This is a genomic window from Dermatobacter hominis (assembly GCF_020715685.1).
GTDB classification, from domain to species: Bacteria; Actinomycetota; Acidimicrobiia; order Acidimicrobiales; family Microtrichaceae; genus Dermatobacter; species Dermatobacter hominis.
Genome location: NZ_CP085840.1, coordinates 1,751,763 through 1,766,587, shown reverse-complemented (window position 1 = coordinate 1,766,587; position 14,825 = coordinate 1,751,763). Strand labels below are relative to the sequence as shown.

Genomic DNA, 14,825 nt, shown 5'->3' with positions numbered 1-14,825 from the left:
CGCGCTGCGGCGGCGCTGAGCCCTGCCGTCGGTCGCGACCTTCCCCGGACCGTCCGATTCGATGCGGGCGGGGTTCGAATGCCGGCCGGGTTCGATGCGGGCCGCCGGAGTGAGTCCCGTTCGACCCGCGGGTGAGGACGTTCTGTCCCGGGGTCGACCGGGTAGGACGCAGGGCAGCGGGGACCCACCCTCGGGTCGCCGACCGTGTGGACAGGAGACCGCGGTGCGAGCGAGGACCGTCATCGAGATCCGGGTCGAGCCGGTGGACGAGCTCGACTCCGAACTGCACATCACGGCGGACGACGGCACGGAGCTCAGCTTCCGGTCGCTGCAGAGCCGCCACGCGACCATCCAGCACGCCGCCCAACGCCTCGCCGACCACTACGGCCTGGAGCAGCACGGCCCTCGGCGGTGGGGCGTCGCGTCGGTGGAGCACGTCAGTCCCGTCCACCTCGTCTCGTAGCCCGGACCGGTCCCGTCGCCGGCCCCGGGCGACGCTAGGGCTGCGTCGGACCGGGCGCCTGCTGCTCGTCGCCCATGTCGCCCACGGGGGCGTTCGGCTTGCCGGGCACCGCGCCGGGGATCGAGCTCACGGTCGTCGACGAACCCGCCGGCGCGCCGGGGGCCCCGCCGTCCGGCGAGGTGCCCTCGGTGGTCCCGGGGACGTCCGACGTGGTCGAGCCCTGCCGGGTCGTCGTGGTGATCGAGCTGGTGGACTGGCCTGCCGGGTTGCGGGAGTCCTGCGATCCTCCGCACGCCCCGGCCGCGACGACGAGCGCTGCGGTCACCCCGATGATCCGGAGCCGGCGCCGTGCTGCTGGACGACCCTGTGCTGCTGGATGACCGTGCACTCAGCGCACCTCCCCCGGCGTGCGCCGCCCGTCCGCGTCGAGGGCGGTGCGGCCGGGGAGCAGCGCTCCCAGGGCGATCATGCCGGCGCCCAGGCCGAGGTGCAGCCAGTTGTCGGCGTCGTCGAGCGGCACGAAGTTGGCATCGGCGTGCCGGTCCACGACGAGGCCGTAGACGAACAGGAGGAGGTAGACGGCCCCACCGATCAGCAGGAAGCGCCGCGCCCAGTCGGTTCGCCGCCAGGCGGCGATCCCGACGATCCCGAAGAGGACGTGCACCAGGTTGTGGAGCACGGACACCTGGAACAAGCCGAGCAGCTGGGCACCGGACTCGTGACCGGCGAACTCGATCTGGTCGAGGTCCGACGTGAGGCCCGGGACGAAGCCGGCGATGCCGACCGCCAGGAACGTGATCCCGACGGCCAGGGCTGCGATCTGCAGCGGTGTGTGGGTGGTCTCCCTGCTGCGGGTGACGCGGTGTGCTGCGGTCATTCGATGCTCCTCGGCGATCCGTCCTGCCGGACGGCCCTATCCGCCGGGCTGCGATCGAGAACCCTCGACCGGCCGGCGGCCGCGGCGTCCTGCACCGCACCGTCGACGGCCTCGCACAGCAGGTGGATGCAGACCTGGTGGACCTCCTGGACGGTGGGCGTGTCGGCGCTGACGCAGACCGCCTCGTCCGCCAGCTCGGCCAGCGGGCTGCCGGGCGCGCCGCACAGGGCCCACACCGCCACCTCCTGCTCGACCGCGGCGCGGGCGGCGCACAGGACGTTCGGCGACCGGCCCGAGGTGGACAGCGCCACGAGGACGTCGCCCGGGCGGCCGTGGGCCCGGACCTGGCGGGCGAACAGCTCATCGGGGCCGTAGTCGTTGACGATCGCCGTCACCGTCGACGTCTCCGCGTGGAGCGCGATGGCGCTGAGCGGGCGCCGCTCCGAGCGGTACCGGCCGACCAGCTCCGCCGTCAGGTGCTGCGCCTGGGCGGCGCTCCCGCCGTTGCCGGCGACCAGCGCACGCGCCCCGCCGAGGAGCCGTCGGGCCAGGTCCCCGCCCCAGCGCTCGAGGACCGGCAGATCCTGGCGCAGGGCCTGCAGGGCAGCCTCGAGCTGCCGCAGGTGGCCGTCGCCGGGGGACTCGACCGACGCGGTCCTCCCCCTGTCCGTCACGGCCCTGCCCGCCCGCTCGCCGGAGGGTCGAGCTGGCGCGGCGACCCGGACCGGGGGTCGATCTCCCAGATCGAGACCACGGGCCCGTCGGCGAGGATCCCGACGAGCTGGTCGCGGTCCGCGAGGGCATCGGTGGGCACCGAGAGCACCGTGGTGGTCGTGGTCCCGCGACCCGTCCCCGGCACGAGATCAGCTCGGGCACGGCCGAACACCGCGCCGATCGCGCCGCCGGCCAGCCCGCCGACCGCGCCCACGAGGATCGCCGTCCCGAGATCGGCGTCGCCGCCGGTGACGACGAGGACCAGGAGGAGGACCAGCACGAAGCCGACCACGAAACCGGCAGGGAGCCACACCCATCCCGACGACGGCAGGGTCGGGACCGCGGGGTCGTCACCCGGCGACTGCTCACCGATCGCCGTGCGGTCCGCGGGTCGGTCGATCCCCACGGTGCGGCGGGACACGCCGAGGTCGTCCACCAACCGGTCCGCCACCATGGCCGCGGCCTCCTGGTCGCGGTACGCCACCGCGAACCGTCGTCGGTCGTGCTGTTCGGCCACGTTCACCTCCGGATCCGTCGAACCGCGCTGTACCCGGCCCGTCGCGTTCCACCACAGACGGCGCCCACCGGTGCCCGTCCCATCAGCCGCCTCCGATCGGTGGTCCGGCCTCGACCGTCCGCACCGCGGCTAGGGCGTGCCGTCCCACGGTGCGGCGCTCGCGCCGCAGCCACAGGGCGTCGCTCGCCCACCCGGCGAGGGCCCACCAGCCGATACGGGGTCGGCGCAAGGTCTCGCCGACGGTCCGGGCGACGTCGCCGACCGGGCGGCGGAGCGCGGCCACGCGCAGCCGGTTGCGTGCGATCCGGCGGGCGCGGCGGCGCTCGGACCGGGCGTCGCGGCTCGAGGGGTCGTGGTGGATCCTCACGTCGGGCGCGTGGCAGACGGCCCAGCCGGCGTCGATGAGGTCGAGGGCGAGCAACGACTCCTCGCCGCCGACGCCGAACCGTGGGTGGAAGCCGCCCACGCCGAGGAAGGCCCGTCGTCGCACCACGGCGGTGCCGGCCTGGAAGCCCACGACGGAGGGGCCCGGATGGCCGGGGCGGGTGCCGAGCGGGCTGGCGGCCAGCTCGGCGGCGAGCGGATCGGCGCGCCCGCCCGCGAGCAGGTAGCGGCCGGCGACGGCGGCCAGGTCGGGGCAGCGCCGGAGGTGCTCCACGCCGCGACCGAGCGAGCCGGGCTCCCAACGGGTGTCGTCGTCGCAGAAGGCCACGAACGGACGGTCGACGGCGGCCGCGCCCACGTTGCGGCCGGACGCGCCGGCGTTGCGGCCCATCTCGACGACCTCGACCGCCGGGAACCGCCGCCGCACCTCGAGGACCGTGGCGTCGCGGGAACCGTTGTCGACGACGACGATCCGGTCGACCTCGCCCGCGTCGTGCAGGTGGGCGAGCGTGCGTAGCAGCGAGGCGACGCGGTCGCGCGTGATCACGACGACCGCGACGTCGGCGCACGTCGGGATCGCGGTCGGCTGGGCGACGACCGTCATCCGCCCTGGAGCCGGACCGCCTCGACCTCGGCCCGGGAGAACCTCTGGGCCTCGCCCGGGCCGCCGAGCGGGTGGAGCAGGCCCTCGTCGACCATCGCCGCGATCCGGTCCGGCCGGACCTGCAGCGCCTCGGCGGCCTCCTCGGGCGTCAGGGCACCGGTCGGGTCGCCACCCGGCGGTCCGTCCACGGCCTCGGGGCTCACGTCGACGCCCCGGTCGTCGCGGGCGATCCCACGGATCGCTCGGCGTCCATGTGCTCGCGGAGCTTGGCCAGCGCGCCCCGGATGATCCGCGAGACGTACGACTGCGAGATCCCGAGCTCCACCGCGATCTCCGGTTGGGACCGCTCCTCGACGAAGCGCATCCCGAGCACGCAGCGCTCGCGCTCGTCGAGGACGCCGATCGCCTGGCTGAGGTCGCAGTGGGACTCGAAGGCCCCGAACCCGAGGTCCCAGCTCTCGACCTCCGGGCGCACCGGACCGGCGTCGTCGCCGTCGCGCGCCGGTTCGAGCGGGTTCGAGGTCCGGGCGCCACCGGCCTCCATCGCCGCCAGCACCTCGTCGCGCAGCAGATCGGTCCGCTCGGCGATCTCCGACGGGGTCGGTCCGCGGTGGAGCTCCTGCGTCAGCTCCTCGCGTGCCCGGCAGACCCGGAGGTAGTGCTCCTGTCGAGTCCGGGGGGGCCGCACGGCCCACGTCTTGTCGCGCAGGTGCCGCTTCAGCTCCCCGTCGATGGTGCGACCGGCGAACGTACGGAACGATGCGCCCTTGCCCGGGCGGTAGCGGTCGGCGGCGTGCACGATCGCGAGCAGGGCGACCTGCTGGAGGTCCTCGGCGAGCGCCGGGTTCCCACGGGCCAGCCGCCGGACGGTGAAGCGGGCGAGCGACAGGTGTCCCTCGACCACGCGGTTCCGTGCCGCTCGATCGCCACGTCGTCGGTAGTCGTCGAGCAGCCGCTCGACCTCTTCGGCATCCATCATCCTCGCGACCCCTCCGGTGCGTCCCCGCGGCGCCTACCCGGGTGGTCGGCGCGATCGACGTCCCGAGGCGCCCGATCGGGCCGACCCGGGTCACTTTTCAGGCGCAGCACAGGGTCAGCTCAGGGCGACATCAGGGTGCTCCCCCGAACGGGGGTCGACCGGCGGAGCGCGCGCTCGACCACGGCCCGCGCGTCGGCCCGGTTGAAGTCGACCTCCCCGGGTAGGAAGCTGGCGCGGAGCCGTGCGGCTCCTCCGGCGGGGCCGACGAGTGCTGATGTTCCCGGTGACGTGATGAAGGTCCAACTGGTCTGCGGCGATCCGGAGCGGACGGAGCGGGTGGCCGGCGTGCTCTCCCGGTCCCACGACCTCGAGCTGTCCGAGGACAGCCGGCGTCTCGAGGGGACCGATGTCGTCGTGCTGGTGTGGCCGTCGGACGTGCAGGGCCGGGAGGGCGCCGCCCGCCTCGCGAGGCCGCTCGATCCCCTGTCCTCGCTGGCGGTGCTGCCGGTCGAGCTGACCGCAGACCGCCTCGGCGTGGCCGAGGTGGGCGTCCGCTACGTCGTGGACCCGTACCACCCGATGGAGGTCGAGCAGTGCGTCGAGCAGCTCGTCGTCGGCCGCGCCGCTCGGGGTCGGGTCAGCTGGGTCGGTGACACGATGGTCGACGAGGGCGCCAGGACCGTCACGCGCGCCGGCCGGCCGCTCGACCTGACCCGCAAGGAGTTCGACCTGCTCGCCCACCTCGTCCGGCACCGGGGCCAGGTCCAGGAGCGCAGCTCGCTGCTGCTCGCCGTCTGGTCGTCGACCGACTACCACCCGAACGTGATCGAGGTGACGATCAGCACCCTGCGCCACAAGCTGGAGGCGCACGGACCGAGGATCCTCCACACCGTGCGAGGGATCGGGTACGTGTGCCGACCGGCGGGGCCCGGCCTGTCCGGCGCCGTGCCCGAGGTGGTCATGGGGGGCGGAGCGGCGGGTACGGGACGTCGCATGACCGAGCTCGATCCGTCCGAGGACCGCCCCGACGAGGAGCGAGCGGCCGGTCCGCGTCCCGATTCGACCCGCCGTCGTGACCTGCCGCCGGCGTCGGGGACCAGGGGCGACGACGACGAGATCCCCGGTGACGTCGATCGCGTCGCCCCGTACGAGGACGCCCCCGCAGAGGGCCGCCTCGCCCCGGAGGCGGACAACCCGCCCCCCGAGCGCTGAACCGCTCCCGGCGCCCGGCCCCGGCCTCTGTCGGACGCGGCCTCTGTCGGACCCGGCCTCTGTCGGACCCGGCCTCTGTCGGACCCGGCCGCGGTCAGGACCCCGGCACCCCGGGACCGCCGTCCGCCAGCGGGCCGAGCGGGCGGGTGGCGGGGCCGGCCAGCACCGATCCCTCCCGGTCGAACCGCGAGCCGTGGCACGGGCAGTCCCACGTCGAGGCCTCGCCGTTCCAGGCCACCTGGCACCCGAGGTGGGTGCAGGTCGCCGAGCGCAGCACGAGCGTCCCGTCGTCCTGACGGAACGCCGCCGCCTTCACGCCGTCGACGTCGACGATCCCTCCGTCACCGGCCGCGAGGTCGTCCACGGTCGGCGGATCGAGCGACCCCACCTTGTCGCCGATCAGGTGGCCGGCCACCGAGAGGTTGTCGCGCACCAGCCCGGCGACGGTGCCCGGTCGGGGCAGGTGGCGACGAGGGTCGAAGGGCGGCGCCCACTCGTGGTCCCGGTCGTCGAGGGCGTCGGCGATGAGGATCGCCGCCGCGCCGGAGTGCGTGAAGCCCCACTTCTTGAACCCGGTCGCGACGAAGCGACCCCGGTCGGCCCGGTCGCCGCGATCGGTCCGCCCGATCGAGGGGACGCCGTCGGCGGGCACCATGTCGTGGGCAGCCCACTCGCGCTCGACCCGGACGACGTCGAAGTGCTCGTGCACCCACGCCCGCAGGTCGGCGCCACGGCGACCGGATCGCCCTCGCCGACGCGGTGGCTGCCACCGCCGAAGATGCCGATCCGGGACCCGGGGGTGACCGGTCGGACGGACCGCGACGGGTCGTCGACTCCCAGGTGGAGCCCGGCGGCACCTCGCTGCGGAGCTCGGCGGCCAGCACGTGCGACATCGTCGGCTCGGCCTGAGCGAACTCGAGCGTCGGGTCGACGGCCGGCGACAGCGTGGCCATCACGACGGCGTCCGCCGCCACGGGACCGAGCGACGTGTGCACGACCCACCCGTCGTCGTCGCCGTCGTCCACGTCGAACACGCGGCAGCCGGCGACGATCGGACGACCGACCTCGGCCAGGTGGCGGGCGAGGCCGTCGCAGAGGGCGACCGGATCGAGGCTGGCCTGGTCGTCGAGCCGCAGCGCCGCCACCGCGCCGACCGGGAGCTCGTCGAGCCCATCGAGCCAGCGGACCGGCAGCCCGGCCTCGACCGCGAGGCCGTGCTCCTCGCGGAGCTCGTCGACCCGTCCGGGATCGGTGGTGAACGTCGTCGCGTACGTCGTCGCCCACCCGCAGTCGAGCTCCAACCGCTCGACGGTCCTCCGGAGGTGCTCGAGCCCGCGGAGGTTGGCGGTGACGTAGCGCCGGACCCCTTCGGCGCCGTGCCCGCGTGCGACGGACGACAGCCCGGCGCCGTGCAGCGCCGTCACCTTCGCGGTGCTCGACCCCGTGGTCCCCGACGCCGGCATCCTGGCCTCGAGCACGAGGACGTCGCGGCCGCGCGCCACCAGCTCGGCGGCGACGGCCAGGCCGGCGACCCCGGCACCGACCACGACCACCTCGGCGCGCGACGGCAGCTCGCCGTCGGTCGGGACCGGTCCTCGACCCGCCTGCCACCAGCTGGTCATCGGGATCGCGTCCGGGCCCCGTCGACCGACGTCAGTTGTTCGCGGGCTGGTCGGAGATGTCGCCGACCAGGTCGCCGACCCGACCGTCCGGGAAGTTCCGCGCGATGTCGGCCTGGCTCACCGTGCCCACGAGGTCGGTCCCGTCGATGACCGGGAGCCGCCGGACCCCGTGGTCCTTCATCGTCCGGATCGCCTCCTCGACGCTGTCGTCGGCGCCGATGGTCACCACCTCCGGCTGGTCGGCCAGCTCGCCGAGCGTGACCTGCGACGGGTCCTTGCCCGCGGCGATCACCTTCACCACGATGTCGCGGTCGGTCACCATGCCCTCGAGGTGGCCGTCGCCGTCGCACACGGGGAAGGCCCCGAGGTCGTCGCTCGCCATCCGCTCCGCGGCGTCGGCCACGGTGAGGTCCTTGGTGAGCCACTTCGGGTCGGCGTTCATGATCTCTCGTGCCGTCGTCATGGATCCTCCGTTCGTCCGTGCGCCCCTCGGCGCGCCTGCGCCTCGGCTACCCGGCGGCCAGGGCCGCAGAACCGCCGACCGGGCGGTCCCGGCAGCCGCCCACCACGTGGCGGCGAACGGGATCACCGCGGAGGTCACGGCCAGGCCGAGCGACTCGGCCGACGTGGCGCGGTGGCCCGCCCGGCGCTCGTGCCAGGAGCGCACCCACAGCGCCGACCACAGCAGCGCCGGGAGGGCGGCGGCGCGGCGCAGGGGCCGCCACGCCGCCAGCCCGAGCGCGGCCGCGGCCACCGCGGTGGCGAGCAGGTGGCGCCGGAGGTGGCCCCTCGGCGCGCCGCCCCGGTCGCGCCAGGTCCGGCCGTGGAGCCGGCGCATGCGGGCGTCGTCGGCGTTGCCGCGCTGGGCCCGCACGCAGGCCCACCAGCTCGTCGGGCGGACGGGGTGGTCGACCCGGCGCGCTCCCACCGTCAGCCGGCCGTGCGCACCGAGCCGGAGCGCCAGGTCGGTGTCCTCGCGGTAGGCCCGGGTGAACCGCTCGTCGAACCCGCCCACCGCCTCGAACGCGACGCGACGGACGGCCATGTCGGCGGTGATCCACGCGGCCGTCTCCAGCCCGTGCACCGACCGCTCGCGGTCGAGCGCCGGCCGGTCGGTGGGCAGCGGCACGTGGACCCGGCCCTGGATCGCGACCACGTCGTGCGCTGCGGCGTCCAGGTCGTCGACGAGCGCCGCCGACCAACCCGGGCGGGGCAGGACGTCGTCGTCGAGGAAGCAGATCCAGGGCGAGCGACCGACCCGCGCGCCGGCGTTCCGGGCCGCGGCCGGTCCTCGACCTCCGGTGCGCACGACCGCCGGGACCACGCCGCGGACCGGCCGAACCACCAGCGGGGCCTGCCCGGGCGGCCGGTCGTCGATGACCACGACCGTCGCCGGCTCCGCGCCGTCGTCCACGTCGAGCCGGTCGAGCAGCGCGGCCAGGCTCGGCCGCCCGACGGTGGGGATGACGAGGTCGAAGCGGCTCACCGGACGGCGCCGAAGCAGTCCCGTCGGCGCACGAGGAACGGACCGATGGCCAGGGCGTCGATCGGCGCCGAGCCGAAGCACTCCAGCGCGTCGCGTGGCGAGTCGACCATCGGGCGTCCGGCCGTGTTCAGCGAGGTGTTGACGACGAGCGGCAGGCCGGTGCGCCGACGGAACGCGTCGAGCATGGCGTGCACCAGCGGCTCGTCGTCCCGCGCCACGGTCTGGGCCCGGGCCGTGCCGTCGACGTGGACGACGGCGGGGATCCGCTCCTCCCAGCCCGGTCGCACGCGGTGCGTGAACAGCATGTGCGGGCTCGGCAGCGGTCCACCCTCGAAGACGTCCTTGGCGGCCTCGAGCATCACCATGGGTGCGACCGGTCGGAACTGCTCGCGCCCCTTCACGTCGTTGAGCCGCTCGAGGTTCCGCTCGTGGCCCGGGTGGGCGAGCAGGCTCCGGTGACCGAGCGCCCGCGGCCCGAACTCGCTGCGGCCCTGGTGCCACGCGACGATCCCGTCCGCCGCGAGCACGTCGGCGACCGACTCGGCGAGGTCGGTCGGGCGCTCGAACGGCACCGCGGCGGCGTGCAGGGCGGCGGCGACCTCGTCGTCGGTCCACGACGGGCCGAGCGCCGCGGTCGCCATCGGCACCGGCCGGTCGCCGAGCGCGGCGGCCACGTGGACGGCGGCGCCGAGCGCCGTGCCGGCGTCGCCCGCCGCCGGCTGCACCCACACGTCGTCGAACGGGCCGTCCTCGTAGACCCGCGAGTTGGCGACGCAGTTGAGCGCCACCCCGCCGGCCATGACGAGCGCCCGCTCGCCGGTGCGCTCGTGCAGTCGGCCGGCGAGCTCGAGCAGCACCTCTTCGAGCCGGGTCTGCACCGTGCTGGCCAGATCGGCGTGGACGGGGTCGAGGGACCCGTCACCCCGCCCCGGCGGCGCGAACTCCGCCCACGGGACGTCGCGCGCCCGGAACCCCAGGTCGCCGTCGGTGCGGATCAGCCTCCGGAAGCGGTCGAGGTGCGCGGGCCGGCCGTAGCTGGCGAGTGCCATCACCTTGTACTCGTCGCTGCTGCGCCGATAGCCGAGGTGGGCGGTCAGCTCCTCGTAGACGAGTCCCAGGCTGTCGGGGAGCGGCTGGCGCGCCAGGACCTCGAGGCTGCCGCCGTCGGAGCGCCCGGCCAGGAACGACGTGGACTCGCCGCGCCCGTCGAGGACCATCACCGCCGACGAGTCGAAGGGGGCCGGACCCCACGCCGAGGCGGCGTGGGCGACGTGGTGCGGGACGTGGTGGAACCGCTCCTGCGGGACCTCGACCAGGGCGGCGCCGAGGAACTGGCGGGCGCGCCGCGCGTACAGCGTGCGCATCGGCTCCCACGGATCGTCGGCGGCCGCGCCGCTCGCGTCGCCCACCGTCGCGCCACCCGCGTCGCCCACGGTCGCCGTGGCCGCGAGCATGGGGTCGTAGGAGTAGGCGACGGCGTCGACGTCCTCGGGGGCGAGGCCGGCGAGGTCGAGGCAGGACCGCGCCGCCGCGATCGGCAGCTCCCAAGTCGAGAAGGGGACCGCCTCCTTGCCGTGCTTGCGGCGGCTGAAGCGCTCCTCCTCCGCCGCTGCGACCACGACCCCGTCGCGCACGATCGCGGCGGCGGGATCGTGGAAGACCGCGTTGATGCCCAGGACGACTGCCATGACCGTTCCTCCGGTTCGGCGATGCGCGCCCCCTATCCCGACCGGAGCGGACCATGCCCCGGCCCGAGCGGAGCGGCCCGGGCCGGTCACTTCTCCCGACTGGAGCGCAGGGCCCTGGGTAGGGCGGCGCCGCGCGAGCAGGTCGGAGGTGGTCGTGGGCAGCAGGATCGCAGTGGTCGGGACGGGCTACGTCGGCCTGACGACCGGCGCGTGCCTGGCCCACCTCGGCCACGAGGTCGTGTGCCTCGACACCGACCGGGACAAGCTGCGCCTGCTGGCCCGGGGGACGGTCCCGTTCCGGGAACCGGGCCTCGAGGGTCTCGTCGCGGCCGGCGTCGCCAGCGGCAGGTTGTCGTGGACCGACGACGTCGAGCGGACATGGGATCGGGAGTTCACGTTCCTGTGCGTCCCCACCCCCGCCGCCCCGGACGGCTCGGCCGAGATGGGCGCGGTGCGCGAGGCGAGCCGCAGCATCGGCCCGCACCTGGCGCCGGGCTCCGTCCTGATCGCCAAGTCGACGCTGCCCGTGGGCGCGCTCGACCTCGTGAGCGGGTGGCTCGGCCGCTGCGACGTCGGCCTCGCCGTGAACCCCGAGTTCCTTCGCGAGGGGTCCGCCGTGACGGACTGGCTGTCGCCCGACCGCATCGTGGTGGGCGCGGACGATCCCGAGGTGGCGAGCCGCGTCGCGGGGATCTTCGACGGCATCGAGCGCCCCCTCGTGCTCACCGATCCGCGCTCGGCGCAGCTCGCCAAGTACGCGTGCAACGCGTTCCTCGCCCTCAAGGTCAGCTTCGTGAACGCCGTGGCCACGCTCTGCGGCACGGTGGCCGCCGATCCGCGGGCGGTGCTGCGCGCGATGGCGCTCGACCCCCGGATCGGTCCCCAGCACCTGCAACCGGGACCGGGTTGGGGAGGGAGCTGCTTCCCCAAGGACCTGGCTGCCCTCGGCGTCCTCGCCCGGGAGCAGGGGTGCGACCTCGGCCTGGTCGACGAGGCCGTCCGCTCGAACGAGCGGCACCTCACCGCCGTCGCGGACCGGGTCGTCCGCCTCGCGGGGTCCGAGCAGCCGACGGTCGGCGTGTGGGGGCTCACGTTCAAGGCCGGCACCGACGACCTCCGCGACTCGCCCGCGCTCGCGGTCATCGAACGCCTCATCGATCGCGGGGCGCAGGTCCGTGCCCACGACCCGACCGTGCCCGCGGGGGCGGACCTCGTCGACGGCCTCGACGTGGTCGGGTGCCCCTACGAGGCCTGCACAGGCGCCGATGCCCTCGTCGTGCTCACCGGGTGGGACGAGTACCGGAGGGCCGCCCCGCTCCTCCTCGCCGCCACGATGGCCGGACGGAGCGTGCTCGACACCCGGGACGTCCTCGACGTGCAGGCGTACCGGGATGCCGGCCTGGCCGTGCAGGGGATCGGACGATGAGGGCGCTCGTCGCCGGCGCCGCCGGGATGATCGGCTCGCACGTGGCCGAGGCGCTGCTGCGGCGCGGCGACGAGGTGGTGTGCGTGGACGACCTCTCGACCGGACAGGCCTCGAACCTCGCCCTCCTCGAACGCCTCGGCGCGACGACCGTGGTCGCCGATGTGTGCGGCCCGCTCCCTCCCGTGGGGCGCACGGATGCCGTGCTGCACCTGGCGTCGCCCGCATCGCCGCGGCACTTCGCCACCATGGGACCGGAGATCCTCAGGGTCGGCAGCGAGGGCACGCTCCGGCTGCTGGACCGGGCCTGCGCCGACGGCGCCCGGTTCCTGCTCGCCTCCACGAGCGAGGTCTACGGCGAGCCGCTGGAGCACCCGCAGCGGGAGGACCACCGCGGCAACGTCAGCACCACGGGTCCACGCGCCTGCTACGACGAGGCCAAGCGGTTCGCCGAGGCGGCGGCGACCACCTATGAGCGGCAGCTCGGTGCCGACGTGCGCATCGCCCGGATCTTCAACACGTACGGCCCCCGCCTGCACCCCGACGACGGCCGCGTGGTGGTCAGCCTGCTGTCGCAGGCGCTGCTCGGCCGGCCGGTCACGGTGCACGGCGACGGCTCGCAGACCCGGTGCTTCTGCTACGTCGACGACCAGGTCCGCGGCCTGCTGGCGCTGCTCGACTCCGACGTCCGCGGCCCGGTCAACATCGGCTCGGACGACGAGCACACGATCACCGAGCTCGTGGCCGCGATCGGCCGCGTGCTCGGACGCGAGGTGGCGGTGGAACGCCGGCCCGCGCCACCCGACGACCCGACGCGCCGGCGGCCGTCGCTCGAGAGGGCGCAGAGCCTCCTGGGCTGGGAGCCGACCGTGCCGCTCGAGCTCGGCCTGGCGCGCACCGCCGACTGGCTGCGTATCGAGCTCGCCTCGCAGGGCGGGCGCGCCGCGGCGTCAACGAGCCGGCGCGACACCTCGGACGCACCGACCCGCTGAGGCCGCGTGACGACGAGCCGTCGCCCCGGGCGTCGCCGCCCCGGGCGTCAGGCCCCGCCGCCCGACACCTCGTCCTTGGCCTCGGCCGCGTGCTGCTGCGCCGTCTCCTTGACCGACCCGGCGGCGTCGGTCGCCTCGTCCTTGACCTGGGCGGCCTCGTCCTTGGCGACCTGGGCGACCTCGCCGGCAGCTTCCTTGGCACCCTGGGCGACGGCCCTCGTGGCGTCCTCGAGCTGCGGCTCCATCCGGGCGGCGAGGTCCGACTCCGAGCGGGTCGCGGGCATCAGCGAGCCGGCCAGGAAGCCGATGCCGAAGGCGACGAGGCCCGCGGCGAGGGGGCTGCCCTCGACCCGGCCCTCCACCGCGTGGAGCGCGTCGCCGGGTGCGTCGCGCACCGAGGTCCCGGTGCCACCACCGCCGTCGCCGATGTGGCGCTTGGCGTCGTACATGGCCGATCGCGTCGAGCGGGCGGGACCCATCACGCGGTCGCGGACCGCGACCACCCGCATGCGGGCGCGGCCGCGGGTCCGCTCGACCATCCGTCCGGGGCTGAGTCGATCCCCGATCGCGTCCAGGTCGCGCCCGAGGTCCTCTCGGCGGGCGGCGATGTCGCGCCGCAGCTCGTCGGTGCTCAGCTCACCTGTTCCCGTGTCCATTCCACGTCCTCCTTGATCGTTCCGACGGTCTTGGGCGCCACCTTGCGCGCTTCCTCCAGCTGGGCCCGGCCTCGCATGGCGAGGACCCCGGCCACGATGCCGACCACGACGGCGACGATGAGGAAGGCCAGGCCCTCCGGCATCAGCTCCGCGAGGCCCCACGCCGCTGCGAAGCAGGCGAGCGTGAGCGCCAGGTAGCCGAGCAGCGCCGCAGCGCCGAACGCACCGGCGGTCTGGCCGACCTCGCGGGCCTCGGCCTTGAGCTCGGTCCGGGCCAGGTCCACCTGGCTCGAGAGCAGCTCGCCCAGGTCGTTGCCGAGGCGCCCGAACAGCTCGCCGAGCGAGAGGTCGGGGTCGATGGGCTGGTCCGGCTGGGTCCGCACCTCGCGATCGGTGCTCATGGGCCGACCCTGCCGGTCGAGACGCCGCCGCCGGGCGTGCTGGGCACGCCGCCCGGGTCCATGACGTCACCGCCGGGGGGCACCGCCGGCGTCCCGGTGCCCGACAGGGGCGCAGCCTCTGCGGGTCTCGGGCTCGAGCCGCTCGAGCCGGCGCCGAGTCCGGCTCCGGTCGATGACCCCATGGCGCCGAGGTCGCCGTTCGACCCGTCGTCGCCGCTCACGGCGTCGCGGGCCACCTCCTGGAGGCGCTGGGCATCGCTGTTGCGGACGATGCGGGCGACGGCGAAGCCGGCGCCGGCGGCGAGCGCCAGGAACTGCACCGGGTGCTCGCGGCCGAACTCCGACGCCCGGCGGACGACCCCGCTCGGGCCCTCGTCGCGCAGCAGCGTCGCCGTCCGGTCGGCCGTCTCGGCCAGGGATCGGGTGATGTCGCCGACAAGAGCGCCGTCGCTCGCCGAGTCGGCCATCGACCGGAGCTCCGACGACACGCTGGACAACGAGTCGGCCAGGCGGGTCGCCTGCTCGCCGCCCTGGCGCTGCATCTGCTCGCCGGCGGCGTCCACCACGGAGCGGGCGTGCTCCATCGCGGATCGCGCCACCTCGGTGCCTTGTTCGCGCACCGAGCCGACGACGTCGGTCGCGTGCTCCTGCAGCGTCGCGGTCGTGCTCCCGCTCCCGCCGCCGTTCTGTCCTGACGTCGTGAGATCCGTCATCTCGACCTCCTCCGTTCATCGTCGGTCGGTGGCCGGGCCTACCCGGGGCCCGACCGCGCAGAACCACCCGAACGGGTCATGTGCGCGCCCGGGT

At 75.1% G+C, this 14,825-nt stretch carries 17 protein-coding genes and 2 pseudogenes; 4 read left to right on the top strand and 15 right to left on the bottom strand.

Going from position 1 to position 14,825, the window contains the following annotated elements; all coding sequences use genetic code 11:
• Positions 1 to 223: 223 nt before the first annotated feature.
• Positions 224 to 463, top strand: coding sequence for a hypothetical protein (locus LH044_RS08225; RefSeq protein WP_227759524.1), 240 nt, complete (start codon positions 224 to 226; stop codon positions 461 to 463).
• A gap of 34 nt (positions 464 to 497) precedes the next feature.
• Here LH044_RS08225 and LH044_RS08220 read toward each other — a convergent pair whose 3' ends face one another.
• From LH044_RS08220 to LH044_RS08190, 7 genes are all read right to left on the bottom strand, one after another.
• A complete protein-coding gene (locus LH044_RS08220) occupies positions 498 to 788 on the bottom strand; it encodes a hypothetical protein (protein ID WP_227759522.1) in 291 nt (96 codons plus the stop codon).
• Between the two features lie 63 nt (positions 789 to 851).
• A complete protein-coding gene (locus tag LH044_RS08215) occupies positions 852 to 1,340 on the bottom strand; it encodes a DUF4383 domain-containing protein (RefSeq protein WP_227759520.1) in 489 nt (162 codons plus the stop codon).
• Positions 1,337 to 2,014: a D-sedoheptulose-7-phosphate isomerase gene (locus LH044_RS08210; RefSeq protein ID WP_227759519.1), complete on the bottom strand. Its 678-nt coding sequence runs from the start codon at positions 2,012 to 2,014 to the stop codon at positions 1,337 to 1,339. Before LH044_RS08210 ends, LH044_RS08215 begins: the two co-directional genes overlap by 4 nt.
• On the bottom strand, positions 2,011 to 2,577 hold the full coding sequence (locus tag LH044_RS08205; RefSeq protein WP_227759517.1) for a hypothetical protein: 567 nt from the start codon (positions 2,575 to 2,577) through the stop codon (positions 2,011 to 2,013). The genes LH044_RS08210 and LH044_RS08205 overlap by 4 nt, the downstream gene beginning before the upstream one ends.
• A 76-nt stretch (positions 2,578 to 2,653) precedes the next feature.
• Positions 2,654 to 3,559 (bottom strand): glycosyltransferase, encoded by a 906-nt coding sequence (locus LH044_RS08200; protein ID WP_227759515.1) that lies wholly within the window; start codon positions 3,557 to 3,559, stop codon positions 2,654 to 2,656.
• Complete coding sequence (locus tag LH044_RS08195; RefSeq protein ID WP_227759513.1) at positions 3,556 to 3,762, bottom strand: helix-turn-helix domain-containing protein; 207 nt, start codon at positions 3,760 to 3,762, stop codon at positions 3,556 to 3,558. The genes LH044_RS08200 and LH044_RS08195 overlap by 4 nt, the downstream gene beginning before the upstream one ends.
• Complete coding sequence (locus LH044_RS08190) at positions 3,759 to 4,538, bottom strand: sigma-70 family RNA polymerase sigma factor (protein ID WP_227759508.1); 780 nt, start codon at positions 4,536 to 4,538, stop codon at positions 3,759 to 3,761. Before LH044_RS08190 ends, LH044_RS08195 begins: the two co-directional genes overlap by 4 nt.
• 291 nt (positions 4,539 to 4,829) lie before the next feature.
• On the opposite strand from LH044_RS08190, the gene LH044_RS08185 reads away from it, so the two are divergent.
• Positions 4,830 to 5,750 carry a winged helix family transcriptional regulator gene (locus LH044_RS08185; protein ID WP_227759506.1) on the top strand — a complete coding sequence of 307 codons (921 nt, stop codon included), beginning with the start codon at positions 4,830 to 4,832 and terminating at the stop codon, positions 5,748 to 5,750.
• A gap of 94 nt (positions 5,751 to 5,844) precedes the next feature.
• Here LH044_RS08185 and LH044_RS08180 read toward each other — a convergent pair whose 3' ends face one another.
• The 5 genes and pseudogenes from LH044_RS08180 to LH044_RS08160 form a co-directional block, all read right to left on the bottom strand.
• On the bottom strand, positions 5,845 to 6,282 hold the full coding sequence (locus LH044_RS08180; RefSeq protein WP_374210604.1) for a Rieske 2Fe-2S domain-containing protein: 438 nt from the start codon (positions 6,280 to 6,282) through the stop codon (positions 5,845 to 5,847).
• Positions 6,280 to 6,474, bottom strand: a pseudogene (locus tag LH044_RS21995) (FAD-dependent oxidoreductase); the annotation flags it as partial. The gene LH044_RS08180 and the pseudogene LH044_RS21995, both read right to left, overlap by 3 nt.
• A 160-nt stretch (positions 6,475 to 6,634) precedes the next feature.
• A pseudogene (locus tag LH044_RS08175) lies at positions 6,635 to 7,372 on the bottom strand (NAD(P)/FAD-dependent oxidoreductase); the annotation flags it as partial.
• 31 nt (positions 7,373 to 7,403) lie between these two features.
• Positions 7,404 to 8,858, bottom strand: coding sequence for a CBS domain-containing protein (locus LH044_RS21900; RefSeq protein WP_304512050.1), 1,455 nt, complete (start codon positions 8,856 to 8,858; stop codon positions 7,404 to 7,406).
• Positions 8,855 to 10,546: a carbamoyltransferase family protein gene (locus tag LH044_RS08160; protein WP_227759504.1), complete on the bottom strand. Its 1,692-nt coding sequence runs from the start codon at positions 10,544 to 10,546 to the stop codon at positions 8,855 to 8,857. Before LH044_RS08160 ends, LH044_RS21900 begins: the two co-directional genes overlap by 4 nt.
• A gap of 154 nt (positions 10,547 to 10,700) precedes the next feature.
• On the opposite strand from LH044_RS08160, the gene LH044_RS08155 reads away from it, so the two are divergent.
• Both LH044_RS08155 and LH044_RS08150 read left to right on the top strand, forming a co-directional pair.
• Positions 10,701 to 11,972 carry a UDP-glucose dehydrogenase family protein gene (locus LH044_RS08155; protein ID WP_227759502.1) on the top strand — a complete coding sequence of 424 codons (1,272 nt, stop codon included), beginning with the start codon at positions 10,701 to 10,703 and terminating at the stop codon, positions 11,970 to 11,972.
• The gene (locus tag LH044_RS08150) at positions 11,969 to 12,961 is read left to right on the top strand and encodes an NAD-dependent epimerase/dehydratase family protein (protein WP_227759500.1); all 993 of its coding nucleotides are present in this window, start codon (positions 11,969 to 11,971) and stop codon (positions 12,959 to 12,961) included. The genes LH044_RS08155 and LH044_RS08150 overlap by 4 nt, the downstream gene beginning before the upstream one ends.
• Before the next feature lie 47 nt (positions 12,962 to 13,008).
• Here the strand turns inward: LH044_RS08150 and LH044_RS08145 are convergent, their stop codons facing one another.
• The 3 genes from LH044_RS08145 to LH044_RS08135 are packed head-to-tail and all read right to left on the bottom strand — an operon-like array spanning position 13,009 to position 14,731.
• Positions 13,009 to 13,617: a DUF3618 domain-containing protein gene (locus tag LH044_RS08145; protein ID WP_227759498.1), complete on the bottom strand. Its 609-nt coding sequence runs from the start codon at positions 13,615 to 13,617 to the stop codon at positions 13,009 to 13,011.
• A complete protein-coding gene (locus tag LH044_RS08140) occupies positions 13,593 to 14,018 on the bottom strand; it encodes a phage holin family protein (protein WP_227759496.1) in 426 nt (141 codons plus the stop codon). The genes LH044_RS08145 and LH044_RS08140 overlap by 25 nt, the downstream gene beginning before the upstream one ends.
• Positions 14,015 to 14,731, bottom strand: coding sequence for a hypothetical protein (locus LH044_RS08135; RefSeq protein ID WP_227759494.1), 717 nt, complete (start codon positions 14,729 to 14,731; stop codon positions 14,015 to 14,017). The genes LH044_RS08140 and LH044_RS08135 overlap by 4 nt, the downstream gene beginning before the upstream one ends.
• Positions 14,732 to 14,825: the final 94 nt, after the last annotated feature.

What these genes read in the sequence shown, in the direction of transcription:
- LH044_RS08215 (WP_227759520.1), bottom strand. Translation starts at nt 1,340, where the DNA reads ATGACCGCAGCACACCGCGTCACCCGCAGCAGGGAGACCACCCACACA.
- LH044_RS08200 (WP_227759515.1), bottom strand. Translation starts at nt 3,559, where the DNA reads ATGACGGTCGTCGCCCAGCCGACCGCGATCCCGACGTGCGCCGACGTC.
- LH044_RS08190 (WP_227759508.1), bottom strand. Translation starts at nt 4,538, where the DNA reads ATGATGGATGCCGAAGAGGTCGAGCGGCTGCTCGACGACTACCGACGA.
- LH044_RS08185 (WP_227759506.1), top strand. Translation starts at nt 4,830, where the DNA reads ATGAAGGTCCAACTGGTCTGCGGCGATCCGGAGCGGACGGAGCGGGTG.
- LH044_RS08160 (WP_227759504.1), bottom strand. Translation starts at nt 10,546, where the DNA reads ATGGCAGTCGTCCTGGGCATCAACGCGGTCTTCCACGATCCCGCCGCC.
- LH044_RS08150 (WP_227759500.1), top strand. Translation starts at nt 11,969, where the DNA reads ATGAGGGCGCTCGTCGCCGGCGCCGCCGGGATGATCGGCTCGCACGTG.
- LH044_RS08145 (WP_227759498.1), bottom strand. Translation starts at nt 13,617, where the DNA reads ATGGACACGGGAACAGGTGAGCTGAGCACCGACGAGCTGCGGCGCGAC.
- LH044_RS08140 (WP_227759496.1), bottom strand. Translation starts at nt 14,018, where the DNA reads ATGAGCACCGATCGCGAGGTGCGGACCCAGCCGGACCAGCCCATCGAC.
- LH044_RS08135 (WP_227759494.1), bottom strand. Translation starts at nt 14,731, where the DNA reads ATGACGGATCTCACGACGTCAGGACAGAACGGCGGCGGGAGCGGGAGC.